This window comes from Pseudomonas sp. GW821-FHT05D12 (genome assembly GCF_059419825.1).
In genome coordinates, this window is record NZ_JBWKSN010000012.1 from 25,600 (window position 1) to 42,027 (window position 16,428).

Annotated in this window: 19 protein-coding genes and 1 tRNA gene; 4 read left to right on the forward strand and 16 right to left on the reverse strand. The window is 60.5% G+C overall.

Annotated features, from left to right (window positions below):
* The 5 genes from AC07SI_RS21725 to AC07SI_RS21745 all read right to left on the reverse strand — a co-directional run bounded on the left by AC07SI_RS21725 (nucleotide 1) and on the right by AC07SI_RS21745 (nucleotide 2,873).
* A complete protein-coding gene (locus tag AC07SI_RS21725) occupies nucleotides 1–768 on the reverse strand; it encodes an anti-sigma factor family protein (protein WP_495006487.1) in 768 nt (255 codons plus the stop codon).
* The gene (locus AC07SI_RS21730) at nucleotides 765–1,262 is read right to left on the reverse strand and encodes an RNA polymerase sigma factor (protein ID WP_065899485.1); all 498 of its coding nucleotides are present in this window, start codon (nucleotides 1,260–1,262) and stop codon (nucleotides 765–767) included. The genes AC07SI_RS21725 and AC07SI_RS21730 overlap by 4 nt, the downstream gene beginning before the upstream one ends.
* Nucleotides 1,263–1,322: 60 nt before the next feature.
* On the reverse strand, nucleotides 1,323–1,874 hold the full coding sequence (locus tag AC07SI_RS21735) for a tetratricopeptide repeat protein (RefSeq protein ID WP_495006488.1): 552 nt from the start codon (nucleotides 1,872–1,874) through the stop codon (nucleotides 1,323–1,325).
* A 48-nt stretch (nucleotides 1,875–1,922) separates the two neighbouring features.
* Nucleotides 1,923–2,474, reverse strand: coding sequence for a cytochrome b (locus AC07SI_RS21740; RefSeq protein WP_495006489.1), 552 nt, complete (start codon nucleotides 2,472–2,474; stop codon nucleotides 1,923–1,925).
* 144 nt (nucleotides 2,475–2,618) lie between these two features.
* Nucleotides 2,619–2,873 (reverse strand): hypothetical protein, encoded by a 255-nt coding sequence (locus AC07SI_RS21745; protein WP_065899393.1) that lies wholly within the window; start codon nucleotides 2,871–2,873, stop codon nucleotides 2,619–2,621.
* A gap of 279 nt (nucleotides 2,874–3,152) precedes the next feature.
* Between AC07SI_RS21745 and AC07SI_RS21750 the strand changes: the two genes are divergently transcribed.
* Entirely contained in the window at nucleotides 3,153–4,379 is a 1,227-nt protein-coding gene (locus AC07SI_RS21750) for an MFS transporter (protein WP_065899394.1), read from the forward strand.
* Nucleotides 4,380–4,440: 61 nt separating this feature from the next.
* On the opposite strand, the gene AC07SI_RS21755 is transcribed toward AC07SI_RS21750, so the two are convergent.
* From AC07SI_RS21755 to dapA, 5 genes are all read right to left on the reverse strand, one after another.
* Nucleotides 4,441–4,530, reverse strand: a tRNA-Ser gene (locus tag AC07SI_RS21755).
* A gap of 83 nt (nucleotides 4,531–4,613) precedes the next feature.
* Nucleotides 4,614–5,327: a phosphoribosylaminoimidazolesuccinocarboxamide synthase gene (purC, locus tag AC07SI_RS21760; RefSeq protein ID WP_010212191.1), complete on the reverse strand. Its 714-nt coding sequence runs from the start codon at nucleotides 5,325–5,327 to the stop codon at nucleotides 4,614–4,616.
* Nucleotides 5,328–5,354: 27 nt separating this feature from the next.
* A complete protein-coding gene (locus AC07SI_RS21765) occupies nucleotides 5,355–6,113 on the reverse strand; it encodes an MBL fold metallo-hydrolase (protein ID WP_065899398.1) in 759 nt (252 codons plus the stop codon).
* A 4-nt stretch (nucleotides 6,114–6,117) separates the two neighbouring features.
* Complete coding sequence (gene bamC / locus AC07SI_RS21770) at nucleotides 6,118–7,233, reverse strand: NlpB/DapX family lipoprotein (RefSeq protein ID WP_065899399.1); 1,116 nt, start codon at nucleotides 7,231–7,233, stop codon at nucleotides 6,118–6,120.
* A 17-nt stretch (nucleotides 7,234–7,250) separates the two neighbouring features.
* The gene (dapA, locus tag AC07SI_RS21775) at nucleotides 7,251–8,129 is read right to left on the reverse strand and encodes a 4-hydroxy-tetrahydrodipicolinate synthase (protein ID WP_065899400.1); all 879 of its coding nucleotides are present in this window, start codon (nucleotides 8,127–8,129) and stop codon (nucleotides 7,251–7,253) included.
* A 273-nt stretch (nucleotides 8,130–8,402) separates the two neighbouring features.
* Here dapA and AC07SI_RS21780 point away from each other — a divergent pair, with 273 nt between their 5' ends.
* Together AC07SI_RS21780 and AC07SI_RS21785 are read left to right on the forward strand one after the other, a co-directional pair.
* Nucleotides 8,403–8,963 (forward strand): glycine cleavage system transcriptional repressor, encoded by a 561-nt coding sequence (locus tag AC07SI_RS21780; RefSeq protein ID WP_003172487.1) that lies wholly within the window; start codon nucleotides 8,403–8,405, stop codon nucleotides 8,961–8,963.
* Nucleotides 8,964–8,975: 12 nt separating this feature from the next.
* The gene (locus tag AC07SI_RS21785) at nucleotides 8,976–9,449 is read left to right on the forward strand and encodes a peroxiredoxin (RefSeq protein WP_025855402.1); all 474 of its coding nucleotides are present in this window, start codon (nucleotides 8,976–8,978) and stop codon (nucleotides 9,447–9,449) included.
* Nucleotides 9,450–9,562: 113 nt separating this feature from the next.
* Here the strand turns inward: AC07SI_RS21785 and AC07SI_RS21790 are convergent, their stop codons facing one another.
* Nucleotides 9,563–10,633: an AI-2E family transporter gene (locus tag AC07SI_RS21790; protein WP_065899401.1), complete on the reverse strand. Its 1,071-nt coding sequence runs from the start codon at nucleotides 10,631–10,633 to the stop codon at nucleotides 9,563–9,565.
* Nucleotides 10,634–10,664: 31 nt separating this feature from the next.
* Nucleotides 10,665–10,904: a sulfurtransferase TusA family protein gene (locus AC07SI_RS21795; RefSeq protein ID WP_010212198.1), complete on the reverse strand. Its 240-nt coding sequence runs from the start codon at nucleotides 10,902–10,904 to the stop codon at nucleotides 10,665–10,667.
* Nucleotides 10,905–10,999: 95 nt separating this feature from the next.
* Here AC07SI_RS21795 and AC07SI_RS21800 point away from each other — a divergent pair, with 95 nt between their 5' ends.
* On the forward strand, nucleotides 11,000–12,433 hold the full coding sequence (locus AC07SI_RS21800; protein ID WP_065899402.1) for a M48 family metalloprotease: 1,434 nt from the start codon (nucleotides 11,000–11,002) through the stop codon (nucleotides 12,431–12,433).
* Between the two features lie 66 nt (nucleotides 12,434–12,499).
* On the opposite strand, the gene AC07SI_RS21805 is transcribed toward AC07SI_RS21800, so the two are convergent.
* From AC07SI_RS21805 to rpoE, 4 genes are all read right to left on the reverse strand, one after another.
* The gene (locus AC07SI_RS21805) at nucleotides 12,500–13,936 is read right to left on the reverse strand and encodes a DegQ family serine endoprotease (RefSeq protein ID WP_065899403.1); all 1,437 of its coding nucleotides are present in this window, start codon (nucleotides 13,934–13,936) and stop codon (nucleotides 12,500–12,502) included.
* 234 nt (nucleotides 13,937–14,170) lie between these two features.
* Nucleotides 14,171–15,130: a MucB/RseB C-terminal domain-containing protein gene (locus AC07SI_RS21810; RefSeq protein ID WP_065899404.1), complete on the reverse strand. Its 960-nt coding sequence runs from the start codon at nucleotides 15,128–15,130 to the stop codon at nucleotides 14,171–14,173.
* A 16-nt stretch (nucleotides 15,131–15,146) separates the two neighbouring features.
* Nucleotides 15,147–15,734, reverse strand: a complete 588-nt coding sequence (locus tag AC07SI_RS21815) for a sigma-E factor negative regulatory protein (protein ID WP_495006490.1) — start codon at nucleotides 15,732–15,734, stop codon at nucleotides 15,147–15,149.
* 32 nt (nucleotides 15,735–15,766) lie between these two features.
* Complete coding sequence (gene rpoE, locus AC07SI_RS21820; RefSeq protein ID WP_003172477.1) at nucleotides 15,767–16,348, reverse strand: RNA polymerase sigma factor RpoE/AlgU; 582 nt, start codon at nucleotides 16,346–16,348, stop codon at nucleotides 15,767–15,769.
* Between the last annotated feature and the right edge of the window lie 80 nt (nucleotides 16,349–16,428).

Sequence of the window (16,428 nt, forward strand, 5' to 3'; positions counted from 1 at the left end):
TCAGGCCGGCAAGCTGCGCTCGACGCTGCTGGCCATGATCTGCAAATCCTCGAAAGGGTTTCGGCCGATCAGCATGAAGGCATGGGACGCGCTGGCCCAATACACCACGTTCATGCCTCGGCGCTGCTCGGTGGCGAAAGTCGCCGGGGCTCTTTTGTTGGCCGTGATGCAAAGCGCCAGTGGACCGTGGCGGGGATCCAGGTAGGTCAACTGGCCGATGATCACGCCGTCATAGTCCAGGCTCTGCGCCCGCCGGAACTCGGCGCCGGGCAAGGCCACGGCAGCGGGCGACAACGGCAGGCCCAGTTGCGTGCCCACCGCGCTGAGTTGCGCGAGGTGGGCAGCCGGGTCCGCGCTGAGATTGTCCAGGGTCTGCGGCGTGTACAACGCCATGTATTCAGCCACCGAGGCGCGCCAGCCCTGGCCGGGTTCCCCACGCGGCCAGGCCAGGAACAGGCGATCGGCAACCACGCCGGCCACCGCGAAACCTGCGGCCACGGCGAGGAAACGGCGGCGACTCAAGGCGGGGACCGCTGCCGGCGGCAAGGCGTTGAGCATCGACTGCAGGCGATCGGTCGGCGCTTGATCCAGCACGCTGTCGAACGCGTCCTTGAACGGCATATCAGCGCACCGCAGCACCTCCAGGCGCGCAGCGACCGCAGGGTGAGTGTGGATCTGGTCGGCGATGACCCGGCGCTGGTCAGCGTCCAGTTCTCCATCCAGATAAGCCACCAACTGCTCATCGCAAGGCAAGTGTGTGTGAGTCATCGGCGTTCTCCACTGGCGTGTCCCGCGTGGGCTTTTGCCGGGGCCGTCTCGGCCAGCCTGGCGCGTGCGGCCGCGAGCCGACTCATGACTGTGCCGACCGGTATTTGCAGGACATCGGCAATTTCCTTGTATGAAAGCCCTTCGACATACGCCAGAAAAACCGTTTCTCGTTGCGCTTCGGGCAACCCGTTGACCCGCTTGATCACTTGCGCGGCGAGCACGTGATCCTGGGCCTGGCTTTCGCCATCGAATGACAACGCCTGCTCTGCATCGACAAAGCCCTGCCCCTGGCGAACCCGCTGCGAGCGCAGCTCGTTGAGCCAGATCGAGTGCATGATCGCCAGCAACCAGCGATCCAGCCGCGTGCCGGCGACAAATTGCCCGGCACGCTCCAGCGCCCGCACACAGGTGGCCTGCACCAGGTCCTCGGCCAGGTGCTTTTGTCGCGACAACACCAGGCCGTATCGCCATAAACGCGGCAACAACTGGCCCAATTCGCGACGAAAATCAGCCTCTCGAGTAATGGCGGCCCCCTGATCGTTCAGTCACCGACGTCATACCTGGGGCGCAGCAGTGATGGCCTCGGCCAGGTCTTCATATTCTTCGCAGGTGGTGCCGCACAGCGCCTTGATTTTCAGCAGCTGCTCCTGGGCCAGGTCCACCCGGCCCTTGATCACATAGGCCTCACCCAGGTATTCGCGGACCTGGGCGTAGTTGGGGTCCAACGCCACGGACTGCAGGTAATAGCCGATGCCTTCATCGGTACGCCCGAGTTTGCGCGTGGCGTAGCCGCGGTAGTTGAGGGCCTTGGCGGTGTTGGGGTTGCTCAGGGTATCGAGCAAGGCCAGGGCTTCTTCATAGCGCCCGTCCTTGGCCAGGCGGTAGGCGTAGTCGGTCCGATCGGCATCCGACGTTGCCTTGCTGGTTTGCAGCACGCACTTGCCGGTCTTGGTGTCCCACACCTGGCCCTTCGGACAGTTCGGCTTGGGCGGCGCTGATTCATCGCCGGAAGCCCGGGCCTGGCCGGCGAGCAAGGCGACAGCCAGGCAGGCACCGAAGAGCAGCGCGGTGCAATAAGTAATGGGGTGTTGGTGGCGAGTCTTCATGGTTGTCGTGCTCCGTAACGATAGGGAGATACAGCAGCAAACATCACTTCAAACAGCGTCCCGTGGGGCGGGCAGCATGCGGCGCAGCGTGTTGTCACGCTTGATGCTGTGGTGCCACAGCGCCGCACAGGCGTGCAGGCCAGCCAGCCCGATGATCGCCCACGCCACGGTGTCATGCAGACCGCCCAGCGTGCCGCGCCATGCGTGATCAATCGCAAACGGCGCGGAAACTGAAAACAGTCCGAAAAAGTTGAATGGCTCGCCCTGTGCCCAACGAAACAGGAACCCCAGGACAATCTGCGCCAGCAGCAACAGGTACAGGCAACCATGCGCCATTTTCGCCAGCAGGTTAAGCGCCGGGTGACTGTCGGCCTTGAGCCGGGTGCCGCCAGACAGCCGCCACGCGATCCGCGCGAGGATCAGTACCGCCAGGGCAATGCCCAGGGAGATATGCACCGACTGCAGGCCCTTGCGCAGCGGCGTGCCTTTTTCCAGGTTTTCCCAGATATGCGCACTGGCGAACATGAAGATCACCACGGCAGCGGTCAGCCAGTGGAAGGTGCGGGTCAGGCGGTCGTAGCGGTCGACAGGTGTGTTCATGGGCGCTTCCTGGGTGGTCTGTGGAGTGAACACCGCAGGAGGGGAAGTTATTCGGTGGGGCGCGAATAATTTATGCGCGCCTGCCCGCAAACGAAAAAACCCCGCAGCGTGTTCAGCTGCGGGGCTTTTTTCATGAGTTGTAACTCAGTTGCCGCGCTCTTTATTGGCTTGGGAAAGCACCGAGGCCGCCAGGGATTTGGTTTTCTCGCTGTAGTGGCCGCCCTGGAGGGCCTTCCCGGCTTTTTCCTCCATGTCGGCGCTGGTCTGCTTGTCGGTACCGCTCTGGGCCAATGCAGACGCCGCCAGGCTTTTGGCAATGGCCGAGGCGTTTGGATCAGTGAGGGTGTGCGCGGCCAGCGTGGCCATTTTGTCGGAGGTTTTTTTCGTGTTTTTGCTCATGATGCATTTCCTATGCAGTGTGGGAATTTCTACCTGAAAAACCGTGGGGCCCAAGATAGTGACTAACGCCACGGGTCGCAATGCATTGCCTGTAGGCTGCGTTGGAGATGCAGGTAAGAAAAACCCAACCGTCCTGTAGGGGCGTCGAATCGATTGCACTGATGGTTATTATCGAAACGAGCGCCTGTGTGATTGCCAGAGCCGATTCATATAATCGCCTCCACTTTCCCTCCCCCTCGCCTGAGTTCAGGCGACATTCCCCTTCTGGAATCCAGCACCATGCCAAGCGCGAGCCAGGCCCCCAGCGGCCGTCCCGAACATAATCAACAGAGTGTCAAACAGCAGTGGCTGGCGATTCTCTCGGTCGCCGTGGGCGCCTTTGCCCTGGTCACCAGTGAGTTTCTGCCGGTGGGCGTCCTCAACGACGTCGCCAGCGACCTCGGCATCAGTGCCGGGCATGCCGGCCTGATGGTGACCCTGCCCGGTATCATGGCCGCCCTCGCCGCCCCGTTGCTGTCTGTCAGCATTGGCGCCATGGACCGTCGTTATCTGCTGATCGGCCTGACGCTGATCATGATCATCGCCAACTCGGTCGTGGCTTACGCCAGCGACTTCAGCCTCCTGCTGTTCGGCCGTGTCCTGCTGGGTATCAGCATCGGCGGCTTCTGGGCCACGGCAATCGCCCTCAGCGGCCGCCTCGCCCCCAAGGGCGTGGGCGTCGCGAAGGCCACCTCGATCATCATGATGGGCGTGACCCTGGCCACCGTACTCGGCGTCCCCGTGGGCACCTGGCTCAGCGGCCTGATGGGCTGGCGCATGACCTTCCTGGTCACCGCGCTGGTCGGCGTGCCGGTGCTGCTCGCGCAAGTCCTCCTGCTGCCCCGCCTGAAGCCGGAAAAGGCCATTCAGGTGCGTGACCTGCCCGCCTTGTTCATCAACCCGCAAGCACGGGTCGGATTGATTGCCGTCCTGCTGATCGGCCTGGCGCACTTCGCCGCCTACACCTACGTCGCGCCCTTCTTCAAAAACAGTTCGGGCTTTGACGGACCGACGATTGGCTCACTGTTGCTGCTCTACGGCGTGGCCGGGGTCATGGGTAATGTCTTCGCCGGCTTCGCCGCCAACCGCAGCGTGCGCCACACCTTGCTACTGGTCGCGCTGATGATCGGCACCAGCACCGCCCTGTTCCCCTACTTCGCCACCGGCATGACCGGCGCAGCGATGCTGATCGCCCTCTGGGGCTTCGCCTTCGGCGCCTTCCCGGCCTGCGCAAGTATCTGGATGTTTGTCGTGGCCCCCAAGGATGTCGAACGCGGCATGCCACTGTTCGTCGCCTTGTTCCAGGTGATCATCGCCCTGGGCTCGTTCTTCGGCGGCCGGATTGTCGACCAGATGGGCAGCGCGGTGCTGCTGAGCCTGGCCACGGCGTTGGTGGGCTGTGGGTTCGTGACGGTGCTGGTACTGGGGCGTCGTGTGAGCAATAGCCTGGTGGCCCAGCCGAGCTGATCAAACCGCAGAAACGAAAAAGCCCCGTAGCTTGTTCAGCTACGGGGCTTTTTCTATGTAATGGCGGAGAGATAGGGATTCGAACCCTAGGTACCGGTGAAGGTACAACGGATTTCGAATCCGTCCCATTCGGCCACTCTGGCATCTCTCCAACGGCGCGCATCATAACAGTGTGTTTCGCGGAAGCAAACCCCAAACGCGATTTTTTTCCGTGCTATCAGATGCTTGCGTCGATTAAAGCGGTACGCCGAGACGATTGGCGACTTCTTCGTAGGCTTCGATCACATCACCGAGGCCCTGGCGGAAGCGGTCTTTGTCCATCTTCTTCTTGGTGTCCTTGTCCCACAGGCGGCAGCCGTCCGGGCTGAATTCGTCGCCGAGGACGATGGAGCCATCGTGGAATACGCCGAATTCGAGCTTGAAGTCCACCAGCAGCAGGCCGGCGTCGTCGAACAGCTTGCTCAGCACGTCGTTGACCTTGAGGGACAACTCTTTCATGCGCGCCAGTTGCTCAGCGGTGCCCCAGCCGAATGCCACGACGTGGGATTCGTTGATGAACGGGTCGCCCTTGGCGTCGTCCTTCAGGAACAGCTCGAAGGTGTAGGGATTGAGCTTGAGGCCCTCTTCCACGCCCAGGCGCTTGACCAGGCTGCCGGCAGCGTAGTTACGCACGACGCATTCCACCGGGATCATGTCCAGCTTCTTGACCAGGCACTCGTTGTCGCCCAGCAGTTTGTCGAATTGGGTCGGAATGCCGGCCGCTTCGAGTTTCTGCATGATGAAGGCGTTGAACTTGTTGTTCACCATGCCCTTGCGATCAAGCTGTTCGATGCGCTTGCCGTCGAACGCCGAAGTGTCGTTGCGAAACAGCAGGATCAGGCGGTTGGCGTCGTCGGTCTTGTAAACCGACTTGGCTTTGCCGCGGTAGAGTTCTTCACGTTTTTCCATGATGGGCTCCGCTTTGAGTGAGGTGGGCTAGGCGATGTGTCGCCAGTCGAGCCCTGAATCTTGATCGGCCAGTTGCAGCCAGTCCGGGTCGCACCCAAGGGTGTCGACAAAACATTGCCGGGCAAGCGTCGGCAGGTTGTTCTTGCTGCTCAAGTGGGCCAGGACCAGGTGTTGCAGGTCTTGCCAGCCCAACTCATACACCAGGTACGCCGCCTGGTGGTTGTTCAAATGTCCCAGTTCGCCACCGACCCGCTGCTTGAGAAAGTAGGGGTAATGACCGCGAGCCAGCAGGTCCCGGCAGTGGTTGGATTCGATCATCAATGCATCGAGGTTCCGGTAACCGTCCAGCACCTTGGCGCAGTAGGAGCCCAGGTCGGTGAGTACGCCGAAACGCCGCTCCCCATCACTGAATACATACTGCGTCGGTTCCTGGGCATCGTGCGCCACGGCAATCACATCAATGCTCAACGCACCGATCTGCAGTTGCTCGCCACCGGCCAGGAAACCTGCGGGTTCAATCGGTTTGCGCATCCCGCGCAAGGTACCGCGACTGAGGTACACCGGAAGATTGTAGCGCCGAGACAGCAAACCCACGCCATGCACGTGGTCGGCATGTTCGTGGGTCACCAGAATCGCGCTCAGCTGCGTGGGGTGAACCCCCAGGCGCAGCAGGCGCCGCTCGGTTTCCCGTAACGAGAAACCACAATCCACCAGCACGTACGTGTCGTCATGAGCGACCAGCGTGCCGTTCCCTTGGCTACCGCTGCCGAGAACGGCAAAACGCATCGGATCAGCCCAGGTTGTCCTGAATCACGCCCAACACTTTGCGCGCTGTTTCAGCTGGCGCAACGGTATTGATGTTCTTCTCGACGGTGACTTGTACGCTTTCGCCAACCTTGCTCAAACGAACCTGGTAGCGCTCGGCGCGGGTCTCGATCTCTTCCTTGGTCGGCTTGCTGCCGAACAATTTGCCGAAGAAACCTGGCTCTTCATCTTTGCGCTCGGCTTTTTCGGCCACGTTGATGTAGTACAGGCCCAGGCTGCGGTTGATGTCTTCAACACGCCATGGGCCCTGCTCCAAGGCACGGCCAACGCTGGCCCAGGCACGGTCCAGGTCTTCACCCAGGTTCAGCACCACGTTGCCGCTGCCGTCTTCGGTGAGGCTGACGCGGCTCGGGGTGTCGTAATCACGTGCGGCGAGCAGGGAGACGGAACCGCCCTTCTCGGAAATGCGGCTCATGCTGGCCAGCATCTCGTCGACCAGTGCCGAGTCGACACCGGTGTTGACCGAACGGTTGGTGAAATCGACGTTGGCGGTGCTGCCGGCAGGACGCTCGGCGCTGACGACGTAGACTTCACTGGTATTGCGCTGCACGCCAGGCTCGATGCGCACCCGCACACGGGCTTCGCTGTCAGCGGCTACACCACCGGCCTGCAGGCGCTTGGCCATGCTGGCGGAGAGTTCGCTGCTGTGCTGCCATGCAGTGGTGAATTCACCGGTCTGTGGACGCTGCTCTTCAATACGGAAGCCGTTGTCCTGGAAGAACTGCACCGCCACCGGCCAGACTTCGGCAGGTGGACGCTGGGCCATGATCCAGCGCGAATCGCCGCTCTTCTGCAGGCTGTAGTCGCTGGCATCCGCCACGGCCGAGATCGGCTGTGGACGTGGTACCACGTACTCACCCTTGGTGGTGTCGTCGGCCACATTGCGTGGAATCGGCAGCAACGGGTCAAGGCGCTTGGCGACATTGACGTCCGGCGGCAGTTGCATCGGTTTGGTTGCTTGTGCTTCCAGGTAATCGCTGCCGCGGTCACGGAAGTAGCCTTCCGGGCCCCAGATCCAACCGCAGCCACTGGTGCTGGAGATAATCAAGGCAAGTGCGGAAAGTCCGGCCAATCGCTTCATGCGTAGTGCTTCCTCAATTAAACCAGGACGCCGGACTGGCGCAGGGCCTGTCGCAGCGGTTCGTGACAGGCGTCGCTGAGGCGGGTGAGCGGCAGACGGATACCGTCCGGCATCAGGCCCATCTCGAACAGTGCCCATTTCACGGGAATAGGGTTGGATTCGATAAACAGTGTCTTGTTGAGCGGCATCAGCTTCTCGTGGATCGCGCGGGCGGTCACGGCGTCGCCGGCGATGGCGGCGGCGCACATTTCGCTCATGGCACGCGGGGCCACGTTGGCGGTGACCGAGATGTTGCCCTTGCCGCCCAGCAGGATCAGCTCGACAGCAGTGGCGTCGTCACCGGAATACACCAGGAAGTCGCTGCTCACGCCGGCCAGGATGTCCTTGGCGCGCTGCAGGTCGCCGGTGGCTTCCTTGATACCGATGATGTTCGGCACGGTGGACAGGCGGATCACGGTCTCGGCCTTCATGTCGCAGGCAGTGCGGCCGGGTACGTTGTAGAGGATCTGCGGGATGTCCACGGCTTCGGCAATGGTGCGAAAGTGCTGGTACAGGCCTTCCTGGGTCGGCTTGTTGTAGTACGGGGTCACCAGCAGGCAAGCATCGGCGCCGGCCTTCTTGGCGTTCCTGGTCAACTCGATCGCTTCACGCGTCGAGTTGGCGCCCGTACCGGCGATCACGGCAATGCGGCCCGCGACGCGCTTGACCACGAATTCGATCACCTGGATGTGTTCTTCCACATCGAGGGTGGCCGATTCACCTGTGGTGCCGACCGCCACGATGGCGTTGGTGCCTTCTTGCAGGTGGAAGTCCACCAGTTTGCCCAGGCTGTCCCAGTCGAGATGACCTTGTGCATCCATGGGTGTGACCAGTGCCACCATACTGCCCGCAATCATGCAACCGCTCCTGCCGGAAAAAGAGAGCCGTAATGGTACTGGCGCCAAGATGCTTGTACAAGCTAAGTACCGCCTGACGATGCGTTCCGGAGCAACTAAACGACGGGCAATGCCATCATTGGGCCAAAGTACGGCCGCAAGCCCGAGAAAATTCCGCCGTTCACGCAATGAAAACGCCACCTCCTATCCCTTGGCGACGCTTTTCGCTACCCTTCATCCTTTGATCGATACGGCCCTCACAGTATCGACCGCTCATCGTTTTAGGAAGGCTGCATGTCCACCCCCACAGTTCGCGAACAATTCCTTGTTATCAGTGCCCTCGGCGCCAACCCCATGGAGCTGACCAACGTCCTGTGCCGCGCCAGCCATGAAAACCGCTGCGCCGTCGTGACTTCCCGCTTGACCCGCCACGGCGAGTGCAGTGCGCTGGTGCTGCAGATTTCCGGCACCTGGGATGCCCTCGCGCGCCTGGAAACCGGCCTGCCGGGCCTGGCCAAGAAGCACGACTTCACCGTCAATGTGGTGCGCAGCGCCGCCCTGGAGAACCGTCCCCAGGCCCTGCCTTATGTAGCGTACGTGAGCTCGGCCTACCGCTCGGACATCGTCAATGAGCTGTGCCAGTTCTTTATCGACCACAACGTCGAACTGGAGAACCTCACCTGCGACACCTACCAGGCGCCACAAACCGGCGGCACCATGCTCAACGCCACGTTCACCGTGACCTTGCCGGCCGGCGTGCAGATCAGCTGGTTGCGCGACCAGTTCCTGGACTTTGCCGATGCCTTGAACCTCGACGCACTGATCGAGCCGTGGCGCCCACAGAACCCAATGTAAGGAAGTTTTTTCATGGCGGTAGTCATCGACAAACCCGTAGCCGATTTCGAAGCCCAGGCCACCAGCGGCCAGACCTTCAGCCTCGCCGCTCTCAAGGGCAAGCAGGTGGTGATCTACTTCTACCCGAAGGACAGCACCCCGGGCTGCACCACCGAAGGCCAGGGTTTCCGTGACCAGTACGCGGCATTCAAGGCCGCCAACACCGAGGTGTTTGGCGTGTCACGCGACAGTGTGAAGTCTCACGAGAACTTCAAGGGCAAGCAGGAATTCCCCTTTGAGCTGATCAGCGACAAGGACGAAGCGGTTTGCCAACTGTTTGATGTGATCAAGCTGAAGAAGCTGTACGGCAAGGAATACCTGGGCGTGGATCGCAGCACTTTCCTGATCGATAGCGAAGGTGTGCTGCGCCAGGAATGGCGTGGCGTGAAAGTGCCGGGTCATGTGGATGCGGTGTTGGCGGCGGCGCAGGCTTTGAACAAGGCTTGATTGCTGCTGCGACCTTTGGATTGTCAGCGCCGGCAAGCCGGCTCCTACAGTTGTAACGCATTTCCCTGTAGGAGCGAGCTGCCGGCGATGGCGCCTTCAATCCCCCGCCACGTTTAAAGCAGCGGCGCCACCACCGGCTCCTGCCGCGGCCACGCATCCAGCACCGCCTTGAACAGCGTCGCCAGGGGAATGGCAAAGAACACGCCCCAGAACCCCCACAGCCCGCCGAACAACAGCACTGCGCAAATGATCGCCACCGGGTGCAGGTTGACCGCCTCTGAGAACAGCAGCGGCACCAGCACGTTGCCATCCAGGGTCTGGATAATGCCGTACACCGCCATCAGGTAGATGAACTGGTCGCTCCAGCCCCACTGGAACAAGGCGATCAACATCACCGGCACCGTCACCACCACCGCACCGACGTACGGCACGACCACCGACACCCCTACCAGCAACGCCAGCAATGCCGCGTAGTTCAGGTCCAAGGCGATAAAGGCGATGTAGGTCACGCCGCCACAGATAATGATCTCGATGACCTTGCCACGGATGTAATTGGCGATCTGGCGGTTCATCTCTTCGGCCACCCGCGTGATCAGCGCCCGCTCGCGCGGCAGGTAGCCGCTCACCCAACGACCGATCATCGCGCGGTCCTTGAGGAAGAAAAACACCAGGATCGGTACCAGTACCAGGTAGATCATGATGTTGACCAGCAACGGCAGGCTGGACAGGGAAAAGGTCAGTGCCCATTGCCCGAATTTTCCGATCTCGCCGCGCGCCGCTTCGATGGCCTGCAGCACCTGCTCATCCGAGACCAGGTGCGGGTAACGCTCCGGCAGCAGCAGCAACAGTGATTGCCACTTGGCGAGCATGCCCGGCAGTTCGTTGAACAGGGTAATCAGTTGGTGCCACAGCAACGGCAACACCACCACGATAAACACCACGAGCAAGCCCATGAACAAGGCGAACACCAGGCCCACGGCAGCGCCGCCCGGCAGTCGCAGGCGCTCCAGGGTGGTGACCAGGCCCTGCATCAGGTAAGCCAGCACCATCCCCGCCAGTACCGGCGCCAGCATGCCGCCCAAGGTCAGCACGGCCGTAAAGGCCAGGAAAAGCAGGACCGCCAGCACCACCGCTTCTTCGTCGGAGAAGTAGCGCTGGATCCAGTCTCGTAACACTTTGAACATCAATCAACCTCGGGTGGTGGGGGCGAACGGTTCAGGCCTTGCGCAACCAGTAACGGTACACACCGGCGGCGTCTTCTTCATGTAGCAGGGTATGGCCCGCCAACTTGGCAAAGGTACGGAAATCACGCTGGGAGCCCGCGTCGGTGGCAATGACCTTGAGCACTGCACCACTGGCCAATCGATTGAGCTCCAGCTTGGCCTTGAGCAAGGGCAACGGGCAATTGAGGCCACTGGCATCGAGTTCGGCATCAAAGGCTACAGCGTCGGTCATGGTTTTACTCCAGGCACGCATTCGGGCTGCTTAGAATATCTGGTCCGAAGCTCAGTGTCCGGCTACAGTAAGCTCTTTGTCGAAAGGCTCTGTGCATGACTTTTTTGCGCCCTACCCTGCTGACGCTGGCTTGCCTGCTGGCCTCCCCGGGCTTCGCCGATGACCTGCCGTCACTTGGCGACGCCAGTTCTGCCATTGTCTCGCCACAACAGGAATACCAACTGGGGCGCGCCTGGTTGGCCTATCTGCGCGGCCAGGTCTCACAGCTTAATGATCCGCAACTCAAGGATTATGTCGAAACCAGCGTGTACAAGCTGGTAGAGACCAGCCAGGTGAATGACCGGCGCCTGGAGTTCATCCTGATCAACAGCCCGCAATTGAACGCCTTTGCCGCACCCGGCGGGATTGTCGGGGTCAACGGCGGCCTGTTTCTCAATGCCCAGACCGAGGGCGAATACGCCTCGGTGCTCGCACACGAATTGGCGCATTTGTCCCAGCGCCACTTTGCTCGTGGCGTTGAGGCGCAACAGCGCATGCAGATCCCGATGATGGCGGCCTTGCTGGGCGGCATCATCGCCGCTGCTGCCGGCGCAGGTGATGCGGGGATTGCCGCAATTGCCGGTACCCAGGCCGCTGCGATCCAGGAACAACGGCGCTTCTCGCGCCAGAACGAACAAGAGGCAGACCGCATCGGTATCCTCAACCTGGAAAAAGCCGGTTACGACCCGCGTTCCATGCCGACCATGTTCGAACGCCTGATGCGCCAGTACCGTTTCGATGCCAAGCCGCCTGAATTCCTGCTGACGCACCCGGTCACCGAATCGCGGATCGCCGACACCCGCAACCGCGCCGAGCAAGCCAAGCCCGGCGGCAAGGAAGACAGCCTGCGTTATCAACTGATTCGCGCCCGCGTGCAGCTGCAATACGAAGATACGTCCGGGCTCGCTGCCAAGCGCTTCCAGGCACAGCTGGATGAGAACCCTAAAAACGACGTGGCACGCTATGGCTTGGCCATCGCCCAGATCAAGGGCTCGCAATTCAAGGAGGCGCGGGAAAACCTCGCGCAGCTGCTGGCCAAGGCGCCCACTGACATCACCTACAACCTGGCCCAGATCCAGTTGGACATCGACAACAACCACCTGCCGGACGCGCAGCAGCGCACCGATAAGATGTTGACCCAGTATCCGGGCAACTATCCGTTGAATCAGGTGAGAGTGGATCTGCTGCTCAAGCAGAACCGCACCGCCGATGCAGAAAAAGCCCTCGACGCATTGCTCAAGTCTCGTCCGGACGATCCGGATGTCTGGTATCAGGTTGCCGAGACGCGCGGCCTGTCCGGCAATATCATCGGCCTGCACCAGGCGCGTGCCGAATACTTTGCCCTGGTGGGCGATTTCCAGCAGGCCATTCAGCAGTTGGACTTTGCCAAGCGACGCGCCGGCAACAATTTCCCGCTGTCGTCACGCATCGATGCGCGCCAACGTGAGCTGATCGAACAGGAACGCCTGGTCAAGGGAATGATGAGCTAAACCCATCGCCCACAAAAAAGCCCCGCCTTCGTCATCCGAAGGCGGGGCTTTTTATTGAGCTGGCGGTTACTCGGCCAGCTTGAAGGTAATGAAGCTGGCACGGCCCTGACGCAGCACGCGCATCGACACCGAGCGATTCTTCGGCAGCGCCTTGGCGATGTCGGTGAACTGCTTGGTAGAGTCAATCGCCTGATTGTTCAGGTGAGTGATCACGTCGCCTGGCTGCAGGCCGATCAAGGCTGCCGGACCATCCTGCACTTCCTTGATGACTACGCCGCTCTTGAGGTCGAAGGATTTCTTTTGCTCATCAGTCAGCTCGGCCACGGCAATACCCAGGCGGTTGCTGCTGCGCTCGGCACCCGGCTTGGTGTTACCCAGGGCATCCAGGGTCGCACCCTCTTCAGGGATGGCGCCAACGGTCAGCTCAACTGTCTGGCGCTTGCCTTCACGAATCACTTCCAGCTTGGCCTTGCTGCCGGCCTTGAGTGCACCTACCAGGTGTGGAAGGTCAGCCGACATGATGATCGGCTGGCCGTTCATGCTCAGGATCACGTCGCCAACCTGCAAGCCACCCTTGGCAGCCGGGCCGTCGTCCTGGATCTGCGCGACCAGGGCACCGGCCGGCTTGTCGAGGCCGAAGGATTCAGCCAGGTCCTTGTTCACTTCCTGGATCACTACGCCCAACCAGCCACGGCTGACCTTGCCACCGCTTTTCAGCTGGTTGGAAACATCCATTGCCACGTCGATCGGGATAGCGAAGGACACGCCCATGAAGCCACCGGAACGGGTGTAGATCTGCGAGTTGATCCCCACCACTTCGCCCGCCAGGTTGAACAGCGGGCCACCGGAGTTACCCGGGTTGATCGGCACGTCGGTCTGGATGAATGGCACGTAGTTTTCGTTGGGCAGGCTGCGGCCAATAGCACTGACGATACCTTGGGTCACGGTGTGGTCAAAACCGAATGGCGAACCGATGGCGACCACCCACTGACCGGCTTTCAGGTCCTGGGATTTACCCAGCTTCAGCACAGGCAGGTCCTTGCCATCAATCTTCAACAACGCCACATCGGAACGTGGGTCAGTTCCCACCAGCTTGGCTTTGAGCTCACTGCGATCGGCCAGGCGCACAAGAATCTCGTCGGCGTCGGCAATCACGTGGTTGTTGGTGAGGATGTAGCCATCCGGCGAGATGATGAAGCCCGACCCCAGGGATTGCGCTTCACGCTGGCCACCGCCGCCACGGGGCGTGCGTGGCTGCGGCATGCCGCGCTCGAAGAACTCGCGCAGCATCGGCGGCAGGCCTTCGAGGTCAGGCATCTGCTGGTTGGAGACTTTGCGATCCGGCAGCTTCTGCGTGGTACTGATGTTCACCACGGCAGGCGAGGCTTGCTCAACCAATTGGGTAAAGTCAGGCAACTCGGCCGCTTGCGCAGGCAAGGCCTGACCCAGCACCAACACCGTGGCGACTATGGATAGGTAAGACTTCAAACGTGGTATCGACATACAGCTCCCGTTACGACGAGCAGGGTTGAGCGACAGGGTTCAAGAAACGCCGAAAACTGCGACCGACATCTTTGTTCCGCGAACAAAACAAGGCCAGAGCCGACAAGCCCTGACCTATAAAAAACATGAGAGATTTTTGCAAGTGAAAATGCTGATCCGGACATTTCATGCTCTCGGCAGCCAACCTGGCGTGGATACACAGTGAAAGGTCAGGATGAACATAGGATTAACGGCTCACGGCTGGGTGACTGGCTTTTTTTCACCGCGCACTGACAGCGCGATACGTTCGGCCGTACCGATAGGAATCTCGCCGACAACCGTCACCATCATTTCGCCGTCTACCGTATTCAGGCGACGGGACACGGCCACCGTCGGGCCCAACTGAGTGCGGGTTTCCGTGACGCTTACATCGCTGATGGGCTCCAGAAACACCGAGAAGCGCGCCAGGCCATCTTCATACATCAGGCTTTCGACGGTTGCCTTGGTTTGCGTGTCTTTACGCACACTGCTGTTGCTCAGCTGAAACCCCGGCGGCAACCACTCCAGGTGCCACGCCTCGACAGACTGGGCTTGCGGTGCCTGAGTCTTGGCGACGCTGACCGGCGTGCAGTCGCTGCCGGGCTGCAGGTCGTGATCATCGGGCAGGGAAGTATCCAAGCGGGTGAACTGGAAACGCTCCAGCAATTGGCCCTGATCATTGAGCAGCAAGGACTTGAGCGGCAACGCGGTTTCACGGTCCAGGTGCAGCTCAAAGCCATAACGGTACTGATCACGCGGCGTTATCGAAACGATTACCGCATTCCGACCGGCCACGCGCGATTTGCCGATGACGGCCAGTTCGTAGAATTGATTGAGTTTTTGCGGATCCAGCGCGCGTGAAGGTGCATCACGCGAATTGCCAAGGCCTGCGACCAGAGTGCCGCTGACACATTGAGTACGGCCGTCCAGACGCACGACTTCCTGGGCAGAGCCATCGAGCTGCAAGAGCCGCTCACGGACCTGACCATCCTGGACGCGATGCCAGATGTCATGGGTGGAAAAACTGCCGTTACGTTCGTAGACAAACGTACCTTTAAAGCTTTGCTGCTGCTCTGCACGCCCAAGTCGAGTCAGCCAGTCTTGGGCTTCATCGGCATGGGCGGGGAGTGCAAACCAACCACTGAGCAAAAGCGTAAGGAGCGGTATGGCGCGCATAGGGCTCCTTGACGGTTTAGCGGTTTTCCAGGCTTGCAGCACGTGCATATGGCAGAGCGCTTTCAGTGCCTTTCAAGGCCGATTCCTGTGCGTGTTGGCGCAGGTAGCCTGGAAGACGCTGGTCCTGCCAGCCGGATTGCCCTTGCAACACACCGTTGGCCATAGGGCCGGTGGTGTCAGAGCTTTCCTTGTAGCCGGCCAATACCGCTGGGCCTTTGACTTGCGGACCGGCCATGACCGGTTGCTGAGTCTGCTGGGCCAGTTCGACACCGGCGATTTCGTCCTGGTTGTACAGGCGAACACCGGCCAACACGGCAACAGTCACCGAGGCAGCAACTGCCAGGCGACCCAGGCTACGCCAAGGACCACGAGCAGCTTTTGCCGGAACGGCTTCATCAGCCAGCGCGGCAGAAACGGCCGCAGCAATATCCAGACGAGGGATTAGAAGATCCTTGTGCATCACCGCCCGAGCGACTTGGTAACGAGACCAGGTATCACGGGTTTCGGCATCATCAAATGCGTTGAGCACTCGACGAAGTTCCAGTTCATCCGCTTCGTTATCCATCACTGCGGACAGCGATTCCTGCAGGGCATCACGACTCATGGCGGTTCCTCTCTTGGCTGTCGCCGCTGTCTTTAGTTTTCCTGCAACAACGGTTGCAAGGCTTTATCGATGGCTTCCCGGGCCCGGAAAATCCGTGACCTTACAGTCCCCACCGGACACTGCATGACGCTCGCAATGTCTTCGTAACTCAGACCATCGAATTCACGTAAAGTTAACGCCGTACGTAAATCTTCTGGCAGTTGCTGAATTGTGCGATGAACGGTTCCTTCGATCTCGTCGCGCAGCAATGCACGCTCCGGCGACTCCAGATCTTTGAGGCCGTGGTCACCATCGTAAAATTCTGCATCTTCTGAACTTACATCACTATCCGGTGGGCGGCGCCCGCGAGACACCAGATAGTTCTTCGCCGTGTTGATGGCGATGCGGTATAGCCACGTGTAAAACGCACTATCACCGCGAAAATTGCCAAGTGCACGGTACGCCTTGATAAAGGCTTCCTGTGCAACGTCCTGCGCTTCATGGGTGTCGTGCACAAAACGCACGATCAACCCGAGAATTTTGTGCTGGTATTTCAGCACTAGCAGATCAAAAGCTCGCTTGTCGCCGCGTTGAACGCGCTCGACCAGCTGCTGATCCTCTTCCTGGGTTAGCATGAACACTCCTCGTTGTACTTGAAGGAGGCTTGCATAACTAAACGATCAGGCTTGCAAACATAGACTCGGACTTTTCGCAA

Excerpts from the sequence above, each read along its gene's own strand:
- AC07SI_RS21725 (WP_495006487.1), bottom strand. The coding sequence starts at position 768 with ATGACTCACACACACTTGCCTTGCGATGAGCAGTTGGTGGCTTATCTG.
- AC07SI_RS21735 (WP_495006488.1), bottom strand. The coding sequence starts at position 1,874 with ATGAAGACTCGCCACCAACACCCCATTACTTATTGCACCGCGCTGCTC.
- AC07SI_RS21740 (WP_495006489.1), bottom strand. The coding sequence starts at position 2,474 with ATGAACACACCTGTCGACCGCTACGACCGCCTGACCCGCACCTTCCAC.
- AC07SI_RS21745 (WP_065899393.1), bottom strand. The coding sequence starts at position 2,873 with ATGAGCAAAAACACGAAAAAAACCTCCGACAAAATGGCCACGCTGGCC.
- AC07SI_RS21750 (WP_065899394.1), top strand. The coding sequence starts at position 3,153 with ATGCCAAGCGCGAGCCAGGCCCCCAGCGGCCGTCCCGAACATAATCAA.
- purC (WP_010212191.1), bottom strand. The coding sequence starts at position 5,327 with ATGGAAAAACGTGAAGAACTCTACCGCGGCAAAGCCAAGTCGGTTTAC.
- AC07SI_RS21765 (WP_065899398.1), bottom strand. The coding sequence starts at position 6,113 with ATGCGTTTTGCCGTTCTCGGCAGCGGTAGCCAAGGGAACGGCACGCTG.
- bamC (WP_065899399.1), bottom strand. The coding sequence starts at position 7,233 with ATGAAGCGATTGGCCGGACTTTCCGCACTTGCCTTGATTATCTCCAGC.
- dapA (WP_065899400.1), bottom strand. The coding sequence starts at position 8,129 with ATGATTGCGGGCAGTATGGTGGCACTGGTCACACCCATGGATGCACAA.
- AC07SI_RS21780 (WP_003172487.1), top strand. The coding sequence starts at position 8,403 with ATGTCCACCCCCACAGTTCGCGAACAATTCCTTGTTATCAGTGCCCTC.
- AC07SI_RS21785 (WP_025855402.1), top strand. The coding sequence starts at position 8,976 with ATGGCGGTAGTCATCGACAAACCCGTAGCCGATTTCGAAGCCCAGGCC.
- AC07SI_RS21790 (WP_065899401.1), bottom strand. The coding sequence starts at position 10,633 with ATGTTCAAAGTGTTACGAGACTGGATCCAGCGCTACTTCTCCGACGAA.
- AC07SI_RS21795 (WP_010212198.1), bottom strand. The coding sequence starts at position 10,904 with ATGACCGACGCTGTAGCCTTTGATGCCGAACTCGATGCCAGTGGCCTC.
- AC07SI_RS21800 (WP_065899402.1), top strand. The coding sequence starts at position 11,000 with ATGACTTTTTTGCGCCCTACCCTGCTGACGCTGGCTTGCCTGCTGGCC.
- AC07SI_RS21805 (WP_065899403.1), bottom strand. The coding sequence starts at position 13,936 with ATGTCGATACCACGTTTGAAGTCTTACCTATCCATAGTCGCCACGGTG.
- AC07SI_RS21810 (WP_065899404.1), bottom strand. The coding sequence starts at position 15,130 with ATGCGCGCCATACCGCTCCTTACGCTTTTGCTCAGTGGTTGGTTTGCA.
- AC07SI_RS21815 (WP_495006490.1), bottom strand. The coding sequence starts at position 15,734 with ATGAGTCGTGATGCCCTGCAGGAATCGCTGTCCGCAGTGATGGATAAC.
- rpoE (WP_003172477.1), bottom strand. The coding sequence starts at position 16,348 with ATGCTAACCCAGGAAGAGGATCAGCAGCTGGTCGAGCGCGTTCAACGC.